This is a genomic window from Alphaproteobacteria bacterium (genome assembly GCA_023898725.1).
Taxonomy (GTDB): Bacteria; Pseudomonadota; Alphaproteobacteria; order JAUHZC01; family JAUHZC01.
This window is the reverse complement of sequence record CP060236.1, coordinates 393755-418337: the sequence shown is the minus strand read 5'-3', so window position 1 is coordinate 418337 and position 24583 is coordinate 393755. Positions and strand designations below refer to the sequence as shown.

The following is a 24583-nucleotide window of genomic DNA, read 5'->3' as shown; positions in this document are numbered from 1 at the left end:
CAAATAAAAGTTATCTGTAATGAAACGTGCTCTTCTCATCTGTGATGCAGGTAAGGTTGGTACGCGCAAGCAGGCGGAAGTTCTCGCCCTTGGCCTTGGTTGTGCGATCACTTTCCAGGAGGTCACTTCGCCATTTTCCTGGATATGGGGACGCTTTCTTGCAGAAAAAATTGTCACAAAGCGGCTGTGTGGTTTCCCCTGGGATTATATTATTAGCGCGGGGCGGCGCTCTGCCCCGGTTGCGGTGGCAATGAAAAAAATATTATCCCCCCATACTCCCTTGTTTTTCCATATTATGGATCCTGGCTGGTGGTATCGGGATTCTTTTGATGCGCTTATTATTCCGACGCATGACGGATTAAAGGGAGATAATTGTATTTCTGTTCCGGGTGCCTTAGCCATGCGTGTGCAGCCCTCAAAAGAGGTAGAGAGTGCCTATAAAAACCACATCAATCCAAAATTACCAACAGTGGTGATGTTGATTGGGGGAAACACATCGTCCTACACTTTTACAGCGCAGACAGTCTCATTCTGGTGCGCGTGCATGAGCAAACAGCTAGCCGCCACTCCGATGAATGTTCTGATTTCGTTTTCACGGCGCACTACTCCCGATATTCGTGAGAAAATCATCTGTGAAAGCCAGAAGTGGGGTGCCTGGGTGTGGGATGAAACACCCCCTAATCCTTATCCATTTTTGTTGAATGTTGCTGATATTTTTCTGATTTCTCAAGATTCAATCTCGATGGTATCGGAGGCAGCTTTGATGGGTAAGGCTTTATACCTTCTTTCCTTAGAGGGGAAAAAAAGAAAATTTGATCATTTCTATCATGACATTATCGACAAAGGATATGCTCATTGGTTTGCGGGTGATGTGCGTATGGTCCCCTTCTCTAAACCTCTGAACTCTCTTCAAGTAGTTCTTGATTCTTTGAAGGCGCGGGGTATGATTGCCTAGGTAGTCTCTGAATTGGCTAGTGACATTCACCCAAATATGGTAATTTGGACCATTCAGGGAGGGGCGAGAATGATACTGTTTTTTGCGGGAGCGGTGTTGGCTGGTATATGTGCAAGTACACTGTATTATCACCTCTACTGGCCCCACCATAAGGCGCCGCGCTACATCAACCACCTGTTAAATTTATCCCCGCTTCCTCAAGCTCTTGTGAACTCTCAAGGAGAAATAATAACCATCAACAAGGCCTTTGAGGCCCTGTTTCCAGAAGGTGCCCCTCGAACAATGAAAGATATCGGGGAAGAGCTCAACTCTTTGGAACGTGAGCGTTTCTATGCATTTTTGAAAACGGCATACAGCGAAAAGGTAACAATCGAAGATTTTTCCAAAGATCCAGATGATGCGTGGGTGCGTCTGCGTATTCAGCCAATCACTGGTTATGGTAGTTTGTATGCCATGACATATGAAGAGCGCTCATTAAATAGCAATCAGCGCACACCTGCTGAGCAAGAGGTTATTAAGCTTTTGTTTGATCGCGCATTGACGGCTATTTTAATTATGGACTCTCAGGGAAATGTAAAAACATGGAACCCTTCATTTGAGTCTCTTGCGGGTGAAGGACTTGCGCGCAATGTTTCTTTTGCCTCTCTGTTGGCTGAAGAGGAAACGTCTGAATTTGAGTCTACGCTTAATGGATTTTGGCAAAAATCTTATGACCGTAAGGAAATAGACATCCTTTTTGCTAACCGCGCGAGCCCTGTTTCTGGGTATATCCAGCGCTTACCAACCGATAATATCAGCCTACATATTTTTGATCAATCAGAGCAAAAAAATCTACAGTTGCGTTTATTGCAGTCCCAGAAATTGCATGCGATGGGGCAGTTGGCGGGTGGTATTGCTCATGACTTCAATAATTTGCTCACGGCGATGGCGGGTTTTTGCGATCTTTTGTTGAGTCGGCATTCTCCTGGTGATCAATCCTTCACAGATATTATGCAGATTAAGCAAAACACGGATCGTGCGGCGAATCTCGTGAGGCAGCTTCTGGCCTTTTCTCGGCAGCAAACGCTTCAACCAAAGGTGATTGATCTGGGGGAGACTCTCTCAGAGTTAACAGCTCTTTTGCAACGATTGATTGGAACATCAAATGACTTAAAAGTCCATCACGGGCAAGGTCTGGGCCTCGTGAAAATAGACCATGGTTACTTTGAGCAGGTAGTTATTAATATGGTTGTTAATGCTCGCGACGCCATGCCTAAGGGGGGATTGATACAAATTAAAACCTATAACAAAATATTTAATCGCCGCACAATTATTGGCACCGAAGCAATCCCCCAAGGCTCGTATGTAGTCCTTGAGGTTACAGATACAGGAACTGGCATTGATGAAGAGAATCTTTCGCGTATCTTTGATCCTTTTTTCTCAACAAAAGAAAGTGGTGCCGGGACAGGGCTTGGGCTTTCAACGGTTTATGGTATTGTGAAGCAAATGGATGGATTTATTGGGGTTGAAACGGAAGTCAATATAGGTACAACCTTTAAAGTATTTCTTCCACGATTTATTCCCAATAAGGCAGTAAATATAAGCCGAAAAACTGAAGAAATAGAAGACCGCCAAAAAAGCTTGAGCGGCTCTGGGCGTATCTTGTTGGTGGAGGATGAAAAAGCCGTGCGCTTGTTTGCTACGCGGGCCTTGCGAGACAAAGGCTATGATGTTGTCGAGGCTCAGGATGGGCGGGAGGGCATCAATATTTTTAAAAATGCTGTTACTCTTGACCAACCGTTTGATATTATTGTTACTGATGTTGTAATGCCTAATATGGATGGCCCAAGCCTTGCAAAGGAAATTCAAGAAATAAGCCCTAAGGCAGCGATTATTTTTATATCGGGTTATGCAGAAACATCATTTCGGGATCAATTGAGTCACGATGAATCCATCCACTTTTTGCCAAAGCCATTTAGTTTGCATGATCTTGCGGCAAAGGTGAAGGAGGTGATGGCTGTAATTCAGCGTACACCTGTTGATAACAAAGTTATTGCTAACTTTCGACCAGATATTCAGTCATAATTTATTTATGACATGTATTGACTTATGTTAATACTGACAATATATAAATACAAACAATAATATGATGGATATACAATGAGCAGCATAAAGTTCTTTTTTATCATCTTTTTTACGGCCTTTCATATATGTGCTTCAAGCAGCCGTGATGAACAAGAGGGTATTGGCACAAATCCAGATGAAATTCGCTCAGCAATTCGTGAAACCATTGCTTTTATCGAAGGTAGAGTCGTCGCTGTTAGGGCTGCAGCCGATTTTCTTCGAGACGGAGAACTGGAGCTGGCTGAGGCTGCGTATGGACAGCAGTTGAATCATGATATGGTGGATACGCTATCCCACCAAGCTTCACTCTGGTCGAGTCATGTGAGGGAAGTTGCTCTTAATTTGGAGAATTATAATAGTTTTCAACGTTTGACAGAAGATGATAAGCGTATCAACGCTCCTGGTCTTTTTGCGCGGCAAATGGTAGGTTATTTTTACCGCAAAGCTTCGCAATACCATAATCTGTATAATAGAAACCGGAGGTTTCTGCCAACATATCCTGAGCTTATTTCTTTAGAATCGTTTATTATGAAGAGGGAGTTGCAAATCGATAAAGACTCAATCTATTATGCAGATCTCCGATCATACCTTTTTTTGCGATCATACTATGCCTACATGAGTCCGCGTGACTGTAGACAAAACATGAATTTTCCCTTGGGTGAAACAGTGTCAATAGAGTTTGCAACCCCCTCAGATTCCCTCGTGATGCCCTCCCATGTAAGATCTGCGACTGTTCTCAGCGTACAGAACGCCATGCGTGTCTCTCTCAATGAACATCTAGCCGCGAACAAGGCATTCTCTGATTATATTCAAGGAAAAACAAATAGGATTCCTGGTCCTCGTGAATTCACAATTATAGGCAAGGATGAGTCTGGAAGGGCGCTTCCCCATCTCCAGATAACCCCTGAGCTAGAGGCGGCTATTTTATGGATATCTGGATATTCAAAACTTCCCGCCACAGACAAGTTGGCTTACTCGGCGTGGGGAACTGTGATGGCTGATTGGGTGCAGGCATCAACAAAGCGAAAAAAAGCATTTAAAGAAGCTTTAGTAAGTGTGGAAAGGAATGGTAACCATTCGCCTATGGGTATCGCGACAAATAAGCTTGTTAATGCATCTTTTCAAGCGCGTCGTCCTTCCAAGGAAGCTGTTGCGCGTGCACGTCGTATTCTGCGTGGCGAACCTGCGGATGTTGGTTCTGGGGTTGGTGCTGGTGGGGGATCAAAGCCAGAAGCGGCAGCGGCGTCTCCTTCTAAGACCAAAGGTCGTCGGAAAAAAGGATCTAACAAAAAGCGATCAGCGGCTCCTCAACGCCCAGAGATAGCTGTTGCACGTGCACCACTTGCATCCGCGGAGCCTTCTGTTGCGGCACAAAATCAGGCGAAACTTCTTGAAGAAGAAGCACGTCTACAGAAAGAGCGCGATGCGGCTGACGCTGAAAATGAGCGCCAATGGGGAATCATTCATGCTGTGAATCAGGCTCTTTCTCATCGCCGCCAGGTGTTACGTTCTGGTGATTCAAGCGCATCGGCTCCGCAAGCCGCTAGTCAAGCCGTTAGTGTTGATGATAGGGCTGAAGCAGCCAGCGTTTCTCCTGGAGTATTTCGTTCACAAGAGCTTCCTGTTGCGCGTGTTTTGTTGAGTAATCTCGGTGCTAATAATGGGCTGCGTCGTTTTGCTGATCTGTTGAATACGCCTGGTGGTTCTATGATCAATGGCTTTGCTATTCGTCAGGGTCTTGAGGCTTTACAGAGAATTTTTCCGGATAGTTTTGTTCTTGGGGAAATGGAAGGATCGCGTGTGCGTGTTCGGCATCCGAACCTTCCGTATCCACTGACGCTTCATCTGCATTCGGGTATGATATCGCAGGATGCGCGCAGCACACGAAGCGCTTATCGTGTCTTGTTAGACCATCTTGTTGTGGATGATATCGATGGTGAGTTGGTTGCAACGGGTTCTGGTGGTGGTGAATAAGATCAGAGGTTTTGCAAGAGGCCACTAGAGGAACCCCATCATAGAAACACAAGCCATGGAAAAACCTTAATCCGAAAGTTTTCGGCCACTTTTTGCCAAAGCCATTTACTTTGCATGATCGTGCGGCAAAGGTGAAGGAGGTGATGGCTGTAATTCAGCGTACGCCTGTTGATCACAAAGTTATTGCTAACTTTCGACCAGATATTCAGTCATAATTTATTTATGACATGTATTGACTTATATTAATACTTATAATATATGAATACAAACAATAATATGATAGACGTACAATGCGCAGCATAAAGTTCTTTTTTATCATCTTTTTTACGGCCTTTCATATATGTGCTTCAAGCAGCCGTGATGAACAAGAGGGTATTGGCACAAATCCAGATGAAATTCGCTCAGCAATGCGTGAAACCATTGCTTTTATGGGAGGTAGAGCAATTGCTATTAAGGCTGCATCTGATTTTTTTGGGGAGGGAAAACAGAAGCTGGCTGAAGCTGCGTATGGAGAGCGGTTGAATCACGGTATGCTGGGGGATCTAGCTGAGCATGCTTCAAATTGGTTGAATAATGTGACTGTAGTTGATTCTCATTTCCACGAGTATAATAGTTTTCAACGTTTGACAGAAGATAAGAAGCGTAGTATTGCCCCTCGCCTTTTTGCACAAAAAATAAGCAGGTTTTTGTACTCACATGCTTTTAAATATCACAAAATACACACTATAGGCGGTCGTTTTTCGGCATACAATCCTCAGGTTATACTTTTAGAATCACTGCTTATGAATACGGATGTGAAGCTCCTTAGGGAGGTCGAATACTATACAGAGCTCCCCCACTTTCTTTTATTGCGAACATTCTATGCCTACATGAGTCCGCGTGATTGTAAGAAAAGTTTGCTTGTTCTCCTGGGTACCCATGTCAACCTTTCAGGCCAGAGGCCTTCCCGTACAGAGTCTTTGGGCTTTTTCAGTGCAAAGAACGCCATGCGTGCCTCTCTTAATGAACACCTAGCCGCGAACAAGGCATTCTCTGATTATATGCAAGGAAAAACAAATAGGATTCCTAGTCCTTGTGAATTCACAATTATAGGCAAGGATGAGTCTGGAAGGGCCCTTCCCCATCTCCAGATAACCCCTGAGCTAGAAGCGGCGGCTTTATGGCGATATGGGACCCATAGAATTGCCTCAGACAGGTTGAATGGTCCGCCGAGCCAGCAACATTTGCCGGAACCAAAGATTGAGGCGTGGGACACTGTGATGGTTGACTGGGTGTTTGCATCCAAAAAACGAAAAAAAGTGTTTGAAGGAGTTTTAGCAACCATAGAAAAAATTAATGGACCCTATTTAGAGGGTGAGCTTTTGGTTCAGGAAAGCATTAATGCATCTCTTCAAGCGCGTCGTCCTTCCAAGGAAGCTGTTGCGCGTGCACGTCGTATTCTGCGTGGCGAACCTGCGGATGTTGGTTCTGGGGTTGGTGCTGGTGGGGGATCAAAGCCAGAAGCGGCAGCGGCGTCTCCTTCTAAGACCAAAGGTCGTCGGAAAAAAGGATCTAACAAAAAGCGATCAGCGGCTCCTCAACGCCCAGAGATAGCTGTTGCACGTGCACCACTTGCATCCGCGGAGCCTTCTGTTGCGGCACAAAATCAGGCGAAACTTCTTGAAGAAGAAGCACGTCTACAGAAAGAGCGCGATGCGGCTGACGCTGAAAATGAGCGCCAATGGGGAATCATTCATGCTGTGAATCAGGCTCTTTCTCATCGCCGCCAGGTGTTACGTTCTGGTGATTCAAGCGCATCGGCTCCGCAAGCCGCTAGTCAAGCCGTTAGTGTTGATGATAGGGCTGAAGCAGCCAGCGTTTCTCCTGGAGTATTTCGTTCACAAGAGCTTCCTGTTGCGCGTGTTTTGTTGAGTAATCTCGGTGCTAATAATGGGCTGCGTCGTTTTGCTGATCTGTTGAATACGCCTGGTGGTTCTATGATCAATGGCTTTGCTATTCGTCAGGGTCTTGAGGCTTTACAGAGAATTTTTCCGGATAGTTTTGTTCTTGGGGAAATGGAAGGATCGCGTGTGCGTGTTCGGCATCCGAACCTTCCGTATCCACTGACGCTTCATCTGCATTCGGGTATGATATCGCAGGATGCGCGCAGCACACGAAGCGCTTATCGTGTCTTGTTAGACCATCTTGTTGTGGATGATATCGATGGTGAGTTGGCTGCAACGGGTTCTGGTGGTGGTGAATAAGATCAGAGGTTTTGCAAGAGGCCACCAGAAGCACCCCATCATAGAAACACAAGCCATGGAAAAACCTTAATCCAAGCATTCTTTGTTTACACAACAAGGGTGATTATATATTTTGTGCATGTTCCTTCATCACGTTCTTGATTTGAGCCAACAAGGCTGTACGGTGGAATACGCCCACCAATAAGGATCAATCGTGTGAAAAAACCGTCAATAAAACCAAGCCTTGCTCTTATTGAACCCGAAATTCCCCAAAACACAGGAACATTGATGCGCCTATCGGCGTGCTTTGGCACGCATCTGCATGTGGTTGAACCGTGTGGTTTTGTGTGGCGCGATAGGAATTTATTACGGGCCGGAATGGATTATATGGATATGGCTTCGGTAAGCAGATATGATAGCTGGGAACACTTTAGAAGTATCCATGAAGGAAGGCGCATGGTCCGTATCAGCCCGGAGGCTGAAACATCTTTTCTGGACTTTGTGTTTTTCCCTGATGATATTTTATTGCTTGGCCGCGAGAGTTGTGGGTTTTCGAGAGCTGTCACGGAGCAAACACCTCTTGCAGTAAAGATTCCTATGGTTGCGCATGCACGCTCTTTGAATGTAGCGATTGCGGGCGCCTGTGTTATTAGTGAGGCCCTCCGTCAGGGCCGATATTTTGACGAAGAGAATAAGCATTCTGTACATGATACGCTCTTGTAGAAAGTACCCAGAGGAGTGAAAAAATATTTCTTACTCGTCTTGCATTTCACGGGTTAAAAAGGTTACACAGGTTATGTAATAATACTATAGAAATATATAAATGTTTAAGAAGTACACATCATACCTCACACTTTTTTCTTTTGTATTCCAGTTAATCTTTCCTGTTTACGCAACCCTCAATTCTGTGAATGATGCCAGAATAGAAGAATATGAAAGAGTTTTTGGCCCTTACCCTATTCCCGCTGCACGCTACCTGCAGGTGAGCGAAAATACGGCAGCAGGTGTCATGCTTGTTGCGCGCCATGAGGGACGGTCTCTTGTGCTTATGGGCCTGCGGGATGATTGCGATGCGTGGTGTACGATGGGTGGTGGGGCTGAACAGGACAAGCATGCGTCTCTTTTAGATACCGCAAGGGATGAATGTGCGGAAGAAACGGCTGGTATGTATGCTTTTCATCGTGAAGATTTGTGCGACAGTCCTTGCCATACACTCATACGTACTGGGGAATCTCCTAGTTTTTCCACATATATAAAGGAAGTACCTTTTCGGTCTGCTTCAGACATTGCTCGGTTGGTGGCCAAAGCTGAGGATTCACATAAGCGAGAGTATCGACGCTTTGCGTGGGTAGATGTGGAAAACCTCGTGTGTAGCGGGGGAAGTACTGGTAGTGGCGCCCAAGCATCTATTCCGGGTAGTGCTGTTTTTGATAGTGCGGGGGTTGATGAATCCCCAGACCCAGTAAGCGGGGATAGCAACCCGTTGAACAAAGAAAACGTGGTTTTATTCGAATCGATGAGTGACCTTTTGGCTGAACGAATGATTGGGGCTCATCTTATGCATTTTTGTGCCGGAAACAATCTTTATCCTGTGTGTACCATACGTCGCCAAGAACTAGCCGAGCCTGATGTTGCTAAGGATGAGGATGGTAACCCTTACAAAACATTAGCCCTTAGAGGATTCCATGTGGCATGGCAGGAAGGTGATTCGCGCCTTATTGGGCTAAAAAAGGGGACAGGTGTGCTTGAGGACATGGGACATTCGTTTTCACGTAACCGGGTATTGCAAAAATCCTTTGCCTCAACTGTTGTGGATAAAATGCGTTTGGTGAGAAATTTTCAGCGAGAACGAGAAGCCCTTGCTTGGGTTAAGCCTGCCCCCCTGCCACACTCAGAATCTTCAGAAGAAATCGCCGTACCATCTTTTTCGCATTCGAGAGCCACCCCTATCCTCTCATCTGCTGAAGTCGTAAAAGAAGGGATGTTATCTTCGTCTGATCCTGTTCACCCCACGTGTATCGTCCCAGCAGATCTTGGTCCTGAGTGCCCCAGTATTCGACTCTTGCGCAAAACACTGAACCATCATTTTATCGAAGGAAATCTTCATGAAAACATCAAAAACTATCTTTTGTTCTTTAAGATGCGCGGAGAGTTGGATTATGAAGTAGAAGACATAGCATTTTTCGCGCGACGTATAACCACAGAACAGAAGTGTTGGGAGCAAGGCCAAATATCCCTTTACCATGGGGCATCAGGTAATATCGGTGAATTGTATCCAGTTTTTTCCATGATTTTTTCTATGCTTGAGGGATCCCAGGAATACAGCCCGGATGGACGTGAGGGTATGAAACTAACACACGTACGTGGTAACAACGTCTCATTTGGACCCTTGATGAGAGCGTTAAAGGAAGACTCCACCGAACGCCTGCCTGTTGAGGCCATTCAAGAAATTTTTAGCACGTGTCATGATTATGACCCACAGCTTGTGGAAACCCGCTTGTGTGTGAATTGGGCGCTACCAGCAGGCCCCGGCGTTTCTCTATCAACGTCCTCAACGCCTAAATATTTTTTGAAAGCGCATAGTGTTTTGGCGGCCAGCGCGGAGAGAATATGCAGCCTTGCCATGCGATTGCTGGGAGTAGATGTTTCCTATGATTCCTTGCGTTCACCTTTTTTGCGGGCATACGGTCCTGATTCTGATACCAATGGTGTTCTTATTCAGGTTGTTCTTCCTCCAGAGATTGTGACATCATATGCGCATGCGGCACATGTCTTACCCGGTGATTCACAAAAAATAGCAAAGCACTTTGCTGATCTTTATACTGATTCAACAGCTAATGGTCAAACTTCTGGAAGTGAGCCTTCTGCGCATTCTAGGAAAGAATTACAGCTCACGAAAACTTCTTTAGTGCCAGAAGCTTGGTTTTACCCGCTTCCTGGTGTCATGGGAGAGCATCCAGAAACACGCCTGTATCGCAAAAAAGAAATCCCACACGAAGCACTTGCCCAGTTGTATAGTGACTTGCAGAGAACAGTTCGCCACACTCTTGTGGATTTAGTGGCTTCTGGCCATGGTTTGATACCCGGAGCATTTCATGGGCACAAAAAAGATCGGGGCGTCCAACAAGATGATCCACGCCTTTTAAAGCTCGCGCGCTTGGCCACTGAGATTGTTTATGGGGTATCCCCAAAACGTGAGACCCCAGAATTTGCATTGAAAAGCGTTATTTTGAGTGGAGAGCCAGGGGATTTTTTGCATTTGGTGAATTCCTGGGACTATTTTGAAAAAATGCTTGCTGAAAATCCTCGGGAATACTTTGATCTCGCACTGTCAACGAAATCTTTAAGACTTCCTCAAGCAATTCTTGAAAGGTGGTTTCCTGGTTACTCTTTGTATCATAGAGATCCAGAGCGAAGTATGCTGAACAAAAATGAAATATCCAATTATCTAGATAGGGTTTTCTGTGAGGGGTCTCCTTCGATTTCCCAGATGGAGGAGATTTTTCGTAGCATAGATACTGAGGATCTTTGCGATAGTGGTTCTGCTATAGATCCTTCAGATTTTATGGAGGACTTTCCAACAGCGTGTTGTGTGCTACGGTTTTGGGGAAAATATGCAGTTGAGCCCTTTTTGTATTGTCTTCCCGAACTTATAAAGGGTGATGATTATGGTGGTAAGGTTCCTGATGTAGACGAGGCTATGCGAGAGAACATAGATTTAAGTAGGTATTTTGCAGACCCTACTTTACGGGAGAAGTTTCGGTTGACAGAACTGTTACTGGCATACCCCTCATCAGGATGGGCGAGATTGTTTCTCGCCCTCGGCGTTGATCCTACAATTGATATAAATGGTTACCCACTTGGTTACTATTTTTTGGTTTCGCCACGCTCCGGTGACTCTTTGAACTTAGATAATCCAGAACTTCTCCGGGACCACTCTTTTATGGAGGCAATATCTGCAGGAGCGCGCGATGATTTCGTTCCTCAATATATTTCCTTTAGAGTTTGTAATGGCTTCCCTTTATACACTTTGAGTAAAGACCGTGACAGTGATACATCCTTTTTTAATCAACGTGAGGCTGGGTTATTCGATTATTTCGCGGGCGTTTTTAAAGATTTCAGCTTTCGCTCCTTTCAACCGCCCGAACGCAAGTCTTTAAGGAGGTTTATTGAGGTAGTCACCAGAAAATATGACCACGACCATCAACCAGCAGAAATGATGGAGGCTTCTCTCGATCTCATCAATACGTTACGACTAACAAAGTTCCCCTGTGTAAGCCCAATTAGTGAAGATAGTCCACAAATTCTTGACGCATTGCGACCATGGGTACAGGGATTGGAGGCCATGCATGAGGCAGTAAAGCATAAGGATTTTGATGCGATCATAAGTCGCCTTTCTGGTGTTGATCATAACACGCAAGTAAGAACATTCGTGTGGGCCCTACGGGGTGATTGTCCCCTACCAATCCTTGAGAGGATGGTTGTAGAGTGCTCAGAAGCCCTCCAGGGGTATTTTAAAAAAGATTTTCTGGTAGAAAGTTTTCCACAACATAAAGGTGAGGTAATCCAGTGGTTATATAGGGATACTCTGTTTGCTGAAGAGAATGTGTTAAATCGCTTTTTACGTGTTGTGACCCCGGATATTTTTGAAAGCATCGCACGGAACAATTCTTATTACATTGATCCGCACAAGATTCACCAAGATACCTTAGGAATTCTCTATGAGAATGCTGTGCGCGGACAATCAGAGCATGCGCTGGAAAGGCTCTTAGGGTTTGCTGTGGAAAGTAAGGATTGGACGTGGGCTAAAAATTATCCTGATTTTTTAGAACAGAAGTGGCCACTTTCTATTTCTGGTACAAGGATTGGTATTTTTTGTGGGATGATGGGTTTGTTGGCCAATAACATTGGGGCGGAAGAAATCCTGAGAAAAAGTTTTCAAATATTAAGTGGCCAAGATACGAATCACAAGAAGCTATGTGCCCAAATTACAAATTTTAGATATTGGTGTCAGGAAGCATACAAAACCGCTGAGACGGTTTTGTGTTCAATAAATAGTGATGAGTTCAAGCCTATTTTTGATGATGCGTGCAGATATGATCACCTTAGACATGAGGATATCAACAAATGGAGAGATGAGCCATCCTTAGAGTATGAACCAGTTGATTGGGGTGCAGGTGAAAGGCCGGATAAGGAGCTTCATGATCTCAATATAACACTGCTAATGCTGCAAACAGGTGCCAACGAAGAGGAGGCCTTGGAAACAATACGCACCAGGAAAGAACAAGAAGCGTCTAAAGTCATTCGCCGTTGGGTGTCTCGTTACCTAAGACAGGCACGTATGCCCTCTGTATCATAAGAGTCCATCGCAAAACAAAGAAGGTAGGTTTAGATATTTCTCACAAGCCTAAGGTGATTGCGCATTATTTGTGGTATATTCATACTGATACGAAGATCAGCGGAGTTATACATGACCACGAAAATCCCAAAGTCACTTCAAGCCCCCGTCCCCTTGTTTGATCGATTAGTGGATAACAATCCTCGTTCTGACGAGGAGCCCACTCCCTTGCGTCGCTACAACCGGGACCAATTAAAAGAATCAATGCATCATGAAATAGAGATGCTTCTCAATACACGTCCTGGCCATTTACGTCTTCAGGAACTGGATGAACCAGACGAAAGTGTTGCAGGAACAACTCTCTTTTATGGTGCCCATTATTTTGGTGATCACGACGTAACATCGACGGAGGGCAAGGCTAATATCAAGCACCTTCTTGCACAGACAATTGCTCGCTTCGAGCCGCGCCTGGAGGATATCAAGGTTGAGATCAATGCATTTGATCGTGTGAAGCAGCGGTTGTCGGTGATTATTGACGGAACGCTAGTATCGGGCAATATTCGGGAACAATGGTCTTTTCCTGTGAGTATTTCTGACGTAGAAATTACCAAGAATGAATCGCTAGCAAGCTGACTCTTGTGATACAAAAAAATCGTCCCTCATTGATCATCGTTGCAGGTCCTACAGCTAGTGGAAAGTCTGCGTACGCGATGGCACTCGCCAAGCAATGTAACGGAGTTATTATTAACGCGGATAGTTTGCAGGTATATGCTGGGTTACCTTTACTGACGGCCCAACCCACGGAGGAGGATAAGAGGGAAACACCCCACCGTATGTACGGCCATGTGTTGTGTACACATGCGTATAATGTGCGGCAATGGTTGCATGCTTTAGAAGAGGAGCTCCTACAAATCTCTCCCAAACAAACACCCATTCTTGTGGGGGGGACGGGGTTTTATCTTTATAGTTTTTGTCATGGACTTTCTGAAATTCCTAATGTTCCACGTGAAACAAATGAGCAATGCACGCAAACTTTTCATGATATAGGGGGAGAGGCCTTCCGTGAGCAATTGATGCAATGTGATCCGGTAACCGCCAAGCGCTTGCATCATAATGACAGACAGCGTCTGGTGCGGGCTATGAGTGTATTCGTTGCAACGGGAAAATCTCTGAGCGATTGGCAGAACGTTTCATCCGCCCGTATTATGGGGGATGCCTATGCCATTCAGTCGCATATTCTCCTGCCACCCCGTGACGTATTGCGCGCCCGCGCGGCCCAACGCTTTCAGAACATACTCGATCGTGGAGGGGTGGACGAGGTGTCTGCGATGGTGGATATGCACAGCTTTGATACGCTCTCTCCTACACTTGCGAGGGCTATTGGAGTTGTTCCTATTATGCAGTTTTTAAAAGGTGATATCACACAAACAGAGATGATGCGCATCAGTATCGATCAAACCAATCAGTACATTAAACGACAAACAACATGGCTGCGCCATCACCGGATGCCAGCCCCCAAGGTTGTTGATGGTTTTTTCTAGGGGGGCATTTTGATGATTTTCGTCCTTTTTGCAAACACTGTTTATTGAGAGGCTAATTCTTTTTAACAGTTACAACTCTTCAGAAGAGGGAGAGCTTTCCAGGTCTTTTGTGAGGTCAATATTGCGTATACCAACAGTTGAAACGCTCCTTGACGATAGTGCTGCCCTATCCATTCCTTGAATAGGCTCAAGAATACCGAGAGGATACCTTTCTGAAATTACAAATACGGTTGATTCTTGGATGCGAATACGCCCCTCACGGACTGCTTTCAATACGATTTCAAATTTTCCAAGGGGATTCAGAAACGCATCGTGAGTGGGTGTGTCTTGAGATTTTATCCACATCCGTAGGGTTTCGATAGAGGGAGATAATCCAACTTCCTCCTTGAATCTGGGGATATCCAAGGGATTCACAAAACGATGGATAGAACCAGGAGTTGTTACATAATTCCATGTAAAAATAAGGGATATCCGGTGAGCTGTTTCGTCTTCTGTTTGGGGGCGCGAATCCCATAAAATGGATGGGATAGAGTCATAGGAATCAGAGGTCTGTTGACAAACTCTCCCCCAATGTGGGGGATTTTCTGTTTCTGAAAATAAGGAGGCTTTATCCTCACTTGCTCCTAAACCTGTGCATACGATTGCGATTATCCCAAGAACACGCGCGTGTTTATGAAACATGTTACTCTCCCGAAGTTATGAATAAAAACACCCAATTACATAGCCCTTCCCAGAAATCCCTCATGTTTCTGGATGCCATGTGAGCCGTTTCTCCTGTGTTTTCTGTATGGGGGAGGGGGATGACCTCAATCTCATGAAGATGTGTAAGGAACGTAGAGAAATCTGGGTTTATAGGACAAGTATAATAACCCTCATTAAAGTAGGATGAAAGTTCTTTCAACGCGGGAGGATAGGACTGGCAAGCTAATACCCAGAGTCCGTGAATACCTTTAATTTGGTCTGATTCACACAGCATGTCCGCACAGCTTTTTTCAAAATGTATCGCACATTCATCGTCCGATAAAAGAAGCGCATGAAGGGGTTTTGGTGTGAGATTATAAACTTCAAGAGTCATTCTGACTGTTGATGAGACTGAGGATCCCCAGGCGTAGGGGGAGTCTGTGCCTTCATCATGGGTGCTTGCCCAAGAGCTCAATGAGGATATCACACTGAAAATAACCAAAAGTACTCTATGATATTTTTTCACATATCATCCTTGTATCCCTTGATTAATGATAGGAGCAAAATCGCCATAAACACATAACGTAGCAATTACGGGAGTGGTATTATATAGCCGTTGTTTAGGGGTAAGATTTTATTGAGATGGCGGCGTTAATGTCTCAAAATGATTCTTTAAAACCATAACCATGACAAGTGCTGGAACCGTTGCAAGGGAAATCCATAAGTGGAATGTCGCCCACCCCATGTGTTGCTCCAGAAATCCTGCAAACGTAGAAAGATAAATGCGTGATAGAGATGAAAACGAGGAGAGAAATGCAAAGTGTGCCGCTGTTTGAGGGCGATAACACAAGCGAGAAAGGTAAGCAATCAAGGCAGTCTGAGATATCCCACACGTAATGTTTTCAAGTCCCATTGTTACGTACAAAAGCGTGATGTCGTGTCCAACCTTGGCCTGTACAAAGTACCCAAGACACGCAATGATCTGTAAAAGACAACTCACGATCAATGTATGGCGCAGGTGAAGTTTATAAAGCATTACACCCCCCATAGCTCCCCCCACAATCATGGAGACAATTCCAAATGTCTTTGCAACAGTGGCCACCTCAAAATTTGAAAAACCCAAGTCTTTCAGAAAAATAACAGTAACCGTATTGAGTACTGTATCAGCTAATTTAAAAAGAAAAATAAAGGACAAAACAATAAACCATGGTCGCTTGCGCGAGAAATCTAAAATAGTCCCTATAAAACTTGGATTGCTTTGAGAAGAAAGAGGGATGGTTATAGGCTCATCAGCCAGCAATGTGCCCACGACCCCCAAAACCATACACGCCGCCATCACAAGATAAGCGACCTGCCAGCCATGTTCATGGGCAATAAGCAAGGCAAATGCACCTGAAATAAGCATACCAACGCGAAACCCCATAACAGCAGCTCCTGCTCCGTAGGCTTCTTCTTCCTTGCGCAGAGTCTCTACGCGAAAAGCTTCAAATACAATGTCTTGGGTGGCTGCCAGGAAACTTAAAGTGCTTCCTGCAACAACCAATAACCACAAATCTGCTTGGGTATAAAAACTGAGATTTATAATACTTGCAGCTGTGCCTATTTGCGCAACGAAAAGCCATGCCCGCCGATGCCCCAACAGTGATGTTAAAAACGGCACACGAAAACAATCAAGAAGGGGAGCCCACAGGAATTTGAGCGCATAAGGTAAGGTAATGCCAGTCAAAGAGCAAATGATATGGTTGGGAATCCCCTTGTCCTTAAGGTAGGCACTGAGAGTGGAGGTTAGAAGTAAAAAAGGAATACCACTGGTAATTCCCATGAGGAACACACAAATAACCCGACGGCGCATGTATACAGAAAGCGTGCATACCCAATTTTTCAATGCGTTAATCCTTGATACTCTGTTGGTACAGTAAACGTTGCCCCAAAAATGGCGGACACCAATGGCGCAAAGGCTTGGAAGTTCTTGGATCAGATTTTTAGCCGCTATTATACAAAACGTTCTGCCATTTTTCAGTCGCATCTAAAACGAAAGATTGATAGACAAGATTTTTTGAATTTTAACGCGGGGGACTATGGCTTTTTCGCTGGTTCTGTTAAGCCAGGAACTTTCTCAAGCTTCACGTTGTAGGCCTTTTTCAGCGCTTCGTAATGCTTCTCAATTTCTTGAGCAGCCACTTGTTGTTGCAGGCCCTTCGTCATGTCAGAAAGCTCTGGTTTCTTCAGATCCCGCACATCAAGACATTTAACGAGATGCCACCCTGCTCGTGTTTTAAAGGGTCCCCGTATTTCACTTTCTTTCATGTTTTCAACCTCTTTGCGAAACTCGGCAGGAATGCCCTTATGCAAATCATTGATGTAACCAAGCACACCATTCTGCAACTTATCACTAGAGAATTTGGCTACAATCTCGTCCATATCAAGAGACTTGCTCGTGTAAAGTTTGAGTGCCTCATCAGCCTTGTCCTTGGAGGTAAAAAGAGCATGCTGAATTTTCCGTTCTTTGAGTTTCTTATTCTCAAAGTTCTCCTTGATGTAGGTATCGTAAGCAGCTTTAATTTTTTCATCAGTGACGAGTTCAGATGTTTTGACCTGCATGTACGTTTCAAAGAGGGCTTGAATGCGGGCATTTTTAACACGCGCAAGATAGAGGTCGTTTTTTCTAATGCCTGTCTTGCGGGCTTCAGCAACAAACAATTGTTCTTGAACCCAGGCACGCATCACAAGGGGAATCAGTCGCTCAGCGGGCATGTTCCGCATCTGTGGTGGAAGCGCTTGCAGCATTTTTTGCAGATCAGAAACAGTGAATTTTTTTTCACCAATGCTTGCCAAAAGTGTGTTTTCCGTTATCTCAGGCGTAGCGTTTAGTGCATGCGTGCTGAGCGTAATAGAAACAATTGCCATAACAAGGAGACTATTAATAAACCGTGATTTCATTTGTATACCCTTTTGACGTAACACTTTTAAAAATATCACGGTCACTATATCGCGTTTGCCTTATAAAAGACAACCTTTTCCTGTTTTTTTTATCTGCATTTTAGGATATACCTGAAAGTACGATAAAATAACGTATATTTTGAATAATGCTTAAAAAGATTCTGGCGCAATTTTTCCCCTCTGCGAACGATCGGTTTATTCGCCGAATCATGCCAACGATTGAAGCCATTAACGCGCGTGAGTCGGAGGTTCAGAAACTAACGGATGCCCAACTCAAAGAACGCACAGATCTTTTTCGCACACGCATAGCAGGCGGAGAAAGCCTGAACGATATTTTGGTTGACGCCTTTGCAACTGTTCGCGAAGCATCAGTGCGGTCAATGGGGTTGCGTCAATATGATGTTCAGTTGGCAGGCGGCATTATTTTGCATAAGGGTATGATCGCGGAGATGCGCACCGGTGAAGGAAAAACACTGATGTCTGTTGCCCCTATTTATTTGAATGCCCTTGCAGGTAAGGGTGTGCATGTTGTCACTGTGAACGACTACCTTGCTGCACGCGATGCGCATTGGATGAAACCTGTTTATGATATGTTAGGAATACACGTCGGTATCATCACACACACAATGTTTGATGATGAGCGCAGAGCGGCTTATGCCGCTGATATTACCTATGGCACTAATAATGAATTTGGTTTTGACTATCTTCGCGATAATATGAAGTTTCGCCTTGATGATATGGTTCAGCGGACGTTTAATTATGCGGTTGTGGATGAAGTTGATAATATTTTAATTGATGAAGCCCGCACGCCATTGATTATTTCGGGAGCCGCGGAAAAATCCTCTGATCTATATACCAAAGCAGACAAACTCATTGGGAGGTTAGTGGAAACGGATTATAAAATTGATGAAAAAGCCCACTCTGTGGTTTTGACAGAGCAGGGGCAAAAACACGTAGAAGATCTTGTGCGTGAGCATGGCCTTATTGAGGGTGAAAACCTTTATGATGTTCACAACATTGCTCTTGTGCATCATGTAGACCAGGCGTTGCGTGCCAATACTCTGTATCGTCGCGATAAAGATTATATTGTCAAGGATGGTGCGGTCGTTATTATTGATGAGTTTACGGGGCGCATGGCGGATGGGCGACGCTACTCGGATGGTTTGCATCAAGCGATTGAGGCAAAAGAAAAAGTCGCAATTCAGTTGGAAAACCAAACGTTGGCTTCCGTCACGTATCAGAACTATTTCCGATTATATCCGAAATTGGCAGGAATGACGGGAACAGCGCTTACGGAAGCTGCAGAGTTTTCAGAAATTTATAACCTTGATGTTGTTTCTGTTCCCACTCATCGTCCCCTTAGGCGTGTGGATGGTGATGATGAGGTGTACCGCACATTTGAGGAAAAGTTTGTTGCTATTAAAGAGCGTATCTTGGCGGCACATGAGGCACGCCAACCGGTTCTGGTTGGCACAACAAGCATTGAAAAATCAGAGCTTATCTCCCGTCTTTTGAAGGAAAAAAATATTCCTCATCAAGTGCTTAATGCGCGCTTTCATGAAAAAGAGGCTGAGATTATTGCCCAAGCAGGAAAACCGGGAGCAATAACAATTGCAACCAATATGGCTGGTCGCGGAACTGATATTAAGCTTGGTGGAAGCGCAGAGATTGAATTTGCGAAGCGTATAACGGGAGAAGAATCCCCTAATGATCTTGCCACACTCAAGGCAAAAATTACGGCTGAAATTGCCGCTAATGAAAAAATCGCCCGTGAAGCGGGGGGATTGCTGGTCATTGGTACAGAGCGCCATGAAAGTCGACGCATTGATAACCAGTTGAGGGGTCGTGCGGGGCGCCAGGGGGATCCAGGAGAGTCAATTTTTTACCTTTCTTTGGGTGACGATCTCATGCGTATTTTTGGTTCCGATCGCTTAGATGCCACACTTGTGCGCCTAGGTTTGAAAGAAGGAGAAGCGATCAGGCACCGATGGGTTACGAAGGCGCTTGAGCGTGCTCAAAAACGTGTGGAAGCCCGCCATTTTGATGTGCGCAAACAACTCTTGAAATATGATGATGTGATGAATGATCAGCGCAAAGTGATCTACCAACAGCGCCGTGACATTATGACCCTCGAGGACATTAGCGATACCATTGTCGCTATGCGCGAAGAAGCCGTTCGCAATGCGTTGAATCGTTGCATTGCCCCCCGTACGTTTCCGGAAGAATGGCCCATTGAACTGATTGGGGTCGAATTGAAACAATTTACCAATGAAGATTTCCCTCTGCATGCGTGGATCACTGAAGCTGGGATGAATCAGCAAGTGGCCGAGGCACGCGTTTTGGAATTTCTAAACGTTCTTATGGCCACAAAAGAAAAAGCCCTTGGGTCCGAAGCTATGCGTAAAATGGAGCGCTTGATTTTGCTGCGGGTTCTTGATCAAACATGGAAAGATCACCTGGCAGGGCTTGACCATTTACGCCAAGGAATCCATTTGCGTGCCTATGGTCAAAAAGATCCCCTGAATGAGTATAAGCACGAAGCATTTGCTATGTTTCAAACAATGTTGACGACGATCCAAGAATCCGCTACACAGCTGCTCGCGCTGTTCACAGTCGATAAGGAAGCCATTGCAACCCTTCAAGATGAAATGTTTGAGGACGATGTTATTGATGGCACGGCATCCAATCCTGATGCCGAAGAATTTCTTTCAGGAGGCGAGCATGAAAGTACAGATCATAATGAGTCATCCGATCATTGGGAAGCGTACATTCCCCGCAACTCCCCTTGTCCTTGTGGATCCGCAAAACGTTATAAGCACTGCTGTGGTCGTTAGCCGATCGCATGTTTGGTTACACAGGGGGTTATGAAGTCTGTTCATTTTAAAGTGTATTCATCAATATGTGTCGATATCTCTCACCATGCCCTCAACACATAAGAAAGCAGGAATCTTTGCAAAAAAGTTCCCCCTTCGAGGTTGTATTCTCTAGTCTGTCACCTGGTGGGCCATAAACCCACTACCCTTTTGCCCATCCCCAAATTTTTTGAGATTATCAGTCTGTGCTCCTTCTATAATAAAAGGATTTCCATTATTGCGTGGTTTTATGAGAACCTACTGGAGGGTCGAGCTTAATGTGTAGTTCTTTTAATTGTTTTTCAGATACCGTGCTTGGTGCGCCCATCATCAAGTCTTGGGCTTTTTGGTTCATCGGAAATGCCACAATTTCGCGGAGGTTTTCGACATCGGCCAGCAACATTACAATACGGTCAATGCCTGGGGCTGACCCTCCGTGAGGTGGCGCACCGTAGCGCATAGCATTAATCATCCCACCGAAACGCGCTTCCACTTCAGAGGCAGGATATCCTGCAATTTCAAACGCTTTGAGCATAATGTCAGGTTTGTGATTGCGTATTGCCCCTGAGGAAAGTTCGGTTCCGTTACATACGATATCGTATTGGAAGGCTTTAATAGCAAGAGGATCCTGTCCTTCTAGGGCATCCATCCCCCCTTGTGGCATAGAGAAGGGATTGTGACTGAAGTCAATTTTTTTCAGATCCTCGTTGTATTCGTACATGGGGAAATCCACAATCCAGCAAAAGTCAAAGCGATCATTGGGAATCAGACCCAACTCAGTTCCAAGTTTCGTGCGTGCAGTCCCTGCAAGTTTTGCCGCTTCTGCCTCCTTGCCACACGCAAAAAACACACTGTCATTGTTTCCAAGTTTTGCAATTTCCTTAAGTTTTTGCAGGCGAGCTTCGTCAAGAAATTTGGCAATTGGCCCTTTAGCGACACCGTTTTCAAAGGTAATATACCCCAAGCCAGGAGCCCCTTGCCCTCGTGCCCATTCATTCATTTTATCAAAGAAGCTTCGTGGTTGTTGGGCTGTATGAGGGGCGGGAATAGCACGCACGACCATTCCTTGTGCAACAGATTTTGCAAATACACCAAAATCCGAATCTGTAAACACTGTTGTCACATCAGTAATAACAAGTGGATTCCGCAAATCAGGTTTATCAGATCCATAGTGCAGCATTGCATCATGGTATGTGATGCGCGGGAAAGGCGCTTGGGTTACTTTTTTTGATGAGAACTCTTCAAAAATTCCCTGTAAAACGGGTTCGATGGCCGCAAAGACATCATCTTGTGTGACAAACGACATTTCAAAGTCTAACTGATAAAACTCACCCGGAGATCGGTCAGCTCGTGCGTCTTCATCTCGAAAGCATGGTGCAATCTGAAAATACCGATCAAAACCAGACATCATCAAAAGTTGCTTAAACTGTTGTGGTGCTTGAGGGAGTGCATAAAATGTACCCGGATGCACGCGACTGGGAACCAAATAATCGCGCGCGCCTTCTGGCGAACTCGCGGTGAGAATGGGCGTTTGAAACTCTGTAAAGCCTTGGTTTACCATGCGTTGTCTGATGGAAGAAATGATATGAGAGCGTAACTGTATCCGCTTATGTAAACCATCTCGTCGCAAATCAAGAAAGCGGTGTTTGAGGCGTAATTCCTCATTTATGGGTTCATCCACGCTGATTTGAAAGGGTAAGACCTTGGCTTCGGATTCGATCACAACATCCGACACTTTAACTTCAACCTGACCCGTGGGAATATCAGGGTTTTCTGTCCCTTTCTCTCGTGCAGCTACAATCCCTGTTACCGTAATGACACTTTCAATACGGGCACCCTCGAGGAGATTAAAGTGCGGGTTTCCTGCTTCAACCACACATTGGGTCAAACCGAAATGATCCCGTATATCGAGAAAAATTAAATCTCCATGATCACGCTTATTGTGAATCCATCCACTCAACCGAACAGTTTGGTTGACGTGTGAGGCGCGCAACTCATGGCAGCAATGAGAACGATACGGGTGCATGGACAGGCTTTCATAGGAGTCTAATTGGTAGACAACTTAGCAAATCCCCATTCTCGTGAAAAGGGTTATTTCAAAGAAGAGGTTCTTGACTTTTATCCAAACAGCGCTCCCATCTAGACCACACATCAAGCATTTCTTCTCCTGGTACAAAGGGAGCAAAGGGTGGTCTACACCTTATCGTAAGGGGGTTTTCTTTTTTTTCTTCTTCAGAGGGTCGTTCTATCCCAGGCCGAAGATCAGGCGAAAAGCCTTCAGGTATATTTTTTTGTATTGCATCCTCCGCACCGAAGAGATCTGCATCCTTTCTCATGGTTGTGGGAATACTGGCTTTATGCCTGGGGGGTGTGATTTCACCAAACAGGCGCCCGAAAATACCTGTGAACGAAGGGCGTGGAGATTCCGGCCCATTCCGTGGTGAGAGCGGTTTGACACGCCTAACGCGCAGGGATTGCGTATGTGTTTGTCCCGTCGTGTGCGAGTCATTCAGCGGATCATGTGAAGGATCAGAGGCCTCAATAAACGTCACGGAGACAGACACACTTACGGCCACAGGTAGAAGAAAATACGGTAAGAATTGTTTCATAACAAAATTCGATTAATGTGATGATAATTTAGCACTAATGACCTTTCTAAGAAAACCCCAAATGAGAAAGTATCTCTTTTTATGTTGTTTTTAGAAAAAAAGCTGGTGTTCTACGCGAAGCACACCAGCTTTTGTATAGAATGAAAATTACTGCACTTCATTCAGGTTGTAAATTCTTTCAGGAGAGCCATTGATTGAGGGATCAAGTTTTTCAGGCGCAGAGGGTGCTAGTGCTATTGCGATAGCTTTTGTATCGGCCTGTGCAAAGTTGCCTTGGCTTTCAACGATAGTCTTAGAGGGCCCGTATTTCATCACATTTTCAACGGCCTTCAGCGCCTCCCAGAGTGAGGTACCGAAACCACCAGCAACACACTTGTTAGCAAGATAACCAGCCAAAGAAACAGCAATCCGCGAGGATTTTACCATGGGCGAATCTGACTGTTCTATGGTAAGGATTTCCTGCGTTGTTTTGGCTGCTGCACCCCGATTCCAGTCTGCCACAGTTCCTCCATTTTCTATGGCCTGTTTAAGATTTGCAGGGCCAAAACTCTGCACGGATAGATCCACAATCTTGCGACAGCTTCTAATAACGGTGGTGTAAATTTGTTGACCATAACCAGATACTCCTAACCCCATACCAGAACCTTGGGAATCATTTCCGACCGTGAGGGGCCCCACGCCCACTCCCCATGCTTCCAAGGACCCCCCTGGCGAGGGTGTTTTTTCGCTACCACCCGGCGTTTTTGCGATAGGGTGATCGTTCTTCTCCACTGAAGATTCCATGTCTATAATCCCTTTTTGGGGCATAATAAACAGGCGCCATGCGAGCGATGCAGAAGCTTCGGCCCGGCTGATAATACCAGCCGATTTTTTATCCTTCACATTTACCACAGGCATAAGCGTATGTTTCACATCACCGAGTATTTGATGAAGATGTTGGAGGATTTTTTCCATGTCTGTCTCTGGTACAAATAAAGAGTTCTCTGAGGGTATATCTCCGATGTGGCTCTTGGTGAGAGACTTTTGCTCCTCCAGTGCTAATACATCGCCCTCTAGATCACTTATTTTGTCCGTTAGATCTCTTATTTGAGTATTGACGCGCGGAGAGTCATCAGACACAAGGATATCTGCGTTTCTCTCCTGAGGGCCGACTACTAAAAGATCCTCCAAAGAGGCCTGAGAACCATCATCAGTCAGGGGTTCTTCTGCAAGAATCAGGGGTTCTTCTGTCACAGAGGGGCTTTCTTCACCCAGAAGTGCCGTTTCTTCCGCGAGTATAATTTCAGCCGCAACAGGGGTAAAGAATATAGTTGCTAAAACAGAGGCAGTTAATATTTTTTTATTTTTCATAATCAAAAAATGGTTATT

Annotated in this window: 16 protein-coding genes; 9 read left to right on the top strand and 7 right to left on the bottom strand. The window is 45.1% G+C overall.

The window, feature by feature from the left end; genetic code table 11:
* Positions 1–19 precede the first annotated feature (19 nt).
* The 8 genes from H6849_01840 (at position 20) to miaA (ending at position 14133) form a co-directional block, all read left to right on the top strand.
* A complete protein-coding gene (locus H6849_01840; protein USO01764.1) occupies positions 20–955 on the top strand; it encodes a mitochondrial fission ELM1 family protein in 936 nt (311 codons plus the stop codon).
* A 69-nt stretch (positions 956–1024) separates the two neighbouring features.
* Positions 1025–3019, top strand: a complete 1995-nt coding sequence (locus tag H6849_01835) for a response regulator (protein ID USO01763.1) — start codon at positions 1025–1027, stop codon at positions 3017–3019.
* Positions 3020–3094: 75 nt separating this feature from the next.
* Positions 3095–5032: a hypothetical protein gene (locus tag H6849_01830; protein ID USO01762.1), complete on the top strand. Its 1938-nt coding sequence runs from the start codon at positions 3095–3097 to the stop codon at positions 5030–5032.
* A 290-nt stretch (positions 5033–5322) separates the two neighbouring features.
* Positions 5323–7275: a hypothetical protein gene (locus H6849_01825; protein ID USO01761.1), complete on the top strand. Its 1953-nt coding sequence runs from the start codon at positions 5323–5325 to the stop codon at positions 7273–7275.
* A gap of 267 nt (positions 7276–7542) precedes the next feature.
* A complete protein-coding gene (locus tag H6849_01820) occupies positions 7543–7977 on the top strand; it encodes a tRNA methyltransferase (GenBank protein ID USO01901.1) in 435 nt (144 codons plus the stop codon).
* Between the two features lie 100 nt (positions 7978–8077).
* The gene (locus H6849_01815) at positions 8078–12613 is read left to right on the top strand and encodes a hypothetical protein (protein ID USO01760.1); all 4536 of its coding nucleotides are present in this window, start codon (positions 8078–8080) and stop codon (positions 12611–12613) included.
* A gap of 111 nt (positions 12614–12724) precedes the next feature.
* Positions 12725–13225: a type VI secretion system baseplate subunit TssE gene (gene tssE, locus H6849_01810; protein USO01759.1), complete on the top strand. Its 501-nt coding sequence runs from the start codon at positions 12725–12727 to the stop codon at positions 13223–13225.
* A 5-nt stretch (positions 13226–13230) separates the two neighbouring features.
* A complete protein-coding gene (miaA, locus tag H6849_01805; GenBank protein USO01758.1) occupies positions 13231–14133 on the top strand; it encodes a tRNA (adenosine(37)-N6)-dimethylallyltransferase MiaA in 903 nt (300 codons plus the stop codon).
* A 69-nt stretch (positions 14134–14202) separates the two neighbouring features.
* Here miaA and H6849_01800 read toward each other — a convergent pair whose 3' ends face one another.
* The 4 genes from H6849_01800 to H6849_01785 all read right to left on the bottom strand — a co-directional run bounded on the left by H6849_01800 (position 14203) and on the right by H6849_01785 (position 17754).
* On the bottom strand, positions 14203–14814 hold the full coding sequence (locus tag H6849_01800; GenBank protein USO01757.1) for a hypothetical protein: 612 nt from the start codon (positions 14812–14814) through the stop codon (positions 14203–14205).
* Between the two features lies 1 nt (position 14815).
* A complete protein-coding gene (locus H6849_01795; GenBank protein ID USO01756.1) occupies positions 14816–15340 on the bottom strand; it encodes a hypothetical protein in 525 nt (174 codons plus the stop codon).
* A 108-nt stretch (positions 15341–15448) separates the two neighbouring features.
* On the bottom strand, positions 15449–16699 hold the full coding sequence (locus H6849_01790) for an MFS transporter (GenBank protein ID USO01755.1): 1251 nt from the start codon (positions 16697–16699) through the stop codon (positions 15449–15451).
* Positions 16700–16890: 191 nt separating this feature from the next.
* Entirely contained in the window at positions 16891–17754 is an 864-nt protein-coding gene (locus H6849_01785; protein ID USO01754.1) for a peptidyl-prolyl cis-trans isomerase, read from the bottom strand.
* Between the two features lie 146 nt (positions 17755–17900).
* Between H6849_01785 and secA the strand changes: the two genes are divergently transcribed.
* On the top strand, positions 17901–20588 hold the full coding sequence (gene secA, locus H6849_01780) for a preprotein translocase subunit SecA (GenBank protein USO01753.1): 2688 nt from the start codon (positions 17901–17903) through the stop codon (positions 20586–20588).
* A 253-nt stretch (positions 20589–20841) separates the two neighbouring features.
* Here the strand turns inward: secA and aspS are convergent, their stop codons facing one another.
* The 3 genes from aspS to H6849_01765 all read right to left on the bottom strand — a co-directional run bounded on the left by aspS (position 20842) and on the right by H6849_01765 (position 24565).
* Positions 20842–22632 carry an aspartate--tRNA ligase gene (aspS, locus tag H6849_01775; protein ID USO01752.1) on the bottom strand — a complete coding sequence of 597 codons (1791 nt, stop codon included), beginning with the start codon at positions 22630–22632 and terminating at the stop codon, positions 20842–20844.
* Positions 22633–22702: 70 nt separating this feature from the next.
* Positions 22703–23215, bottom strand: a complete 513-nt coding sequence (locus H6849_01770) for a hypothetical protein (protein USO01751.1) — start codon at positions 23213–23215, stop codon at positions 22703–22705.
* Between the two features lie 147 nt (positions 23216–23362).
* Positions 23363–24565, bottom strand: coding sequence for a hypothetical protein (locus H6849_01765; protein USO01750.1), 1203 nt, complete (start codon positions 24563–24565; stop codon positions 23363–23365).
* Positions 24566–24583 lie beyond the last annotated feature (18 nt).

Coding starts and splice junctions, on each gene's coding strand:
- H6849_01840 (USO01764.1), top strand. CDS start 20: ATGAAACGTGCTCTTCTCATCTGTGATGCAGGTAAGGTTGGTACGCGC.
- H6849_01835 (USO01763.1), top strand. CDS start 1,025: ATGATACTGTTTTTTGCGGGAGCGGTGTTGGCTGGTATATGTGCAAGT.
- H6849_01830 (USO01762.1), top strand. CDS start 3,095: ATGAGCAGCATAAAGTTCTTTTTTATCATCTTTTTTACGGCCTTTCAT.
- H6849_01825 (USO01761.1), top strand. CDS start 5,323: ATGCGCAGCATAAAGTTCTTTTTTATCATCTTTTTTACGGCCTTTCAT.
- H6849_01820 (USO01901.1), top strand. CDS start 7,543: ATGCGCCTATCGGCGTGCTTTGGCACGCATCTGCATGTGGTTGAACCG.
- H6849_01815 (USO01760.1), top strand. CDS start 8,078: ATGTTTAAGAAGTACACATCATACCTCACACTTTTTTCTTTTGTATTC.
- tssE (USO01759.1), top strand. CDS start 12,725: ATGACCACGAAAATCCCAAAGTCACTTCAAGCCCCCGTCCCCTTGTTT.
- H6849_01800 (USO01757.1), bottom strand. CDS start 14,814: ATGTTTCATAAACACGCGCGTGTTCTTGGGATAATCGCAATCGTATGC.
- H6849_01785 (USO01754.1), bottom strand. CDS start 17,754: ATGAAATCACGGTTTATTAATAGTCTCCTTGTTATGGCAATTGTTTCT.
- secA (USO01753.1), top strand. CDS start 17,901: ATGCTTAAAAAGATTCTGGCGCAATTTTTCCCCTCTGCGAACGATCGG.
- aspS (USO01752.1), bottom strand. CDS start 22,632: ATGCACCCGTATCGTTCTCATTGCTGCCATGAGTTGCGCGCCTCACAC.
- H6849_01770 (USO01751.1), bottom strand. CDS start 23,215: ATGAAACAATTCTTACCGTATTTTCTTCTACCTGTGGCCGTAAGTGTG.
- H6849_01765 (USO01750.1), bottom strand. CDS start 24,565: ATGAAAAATAAAAAAATATTAACTGCCTCTGTTTTAGCAACTATATTC.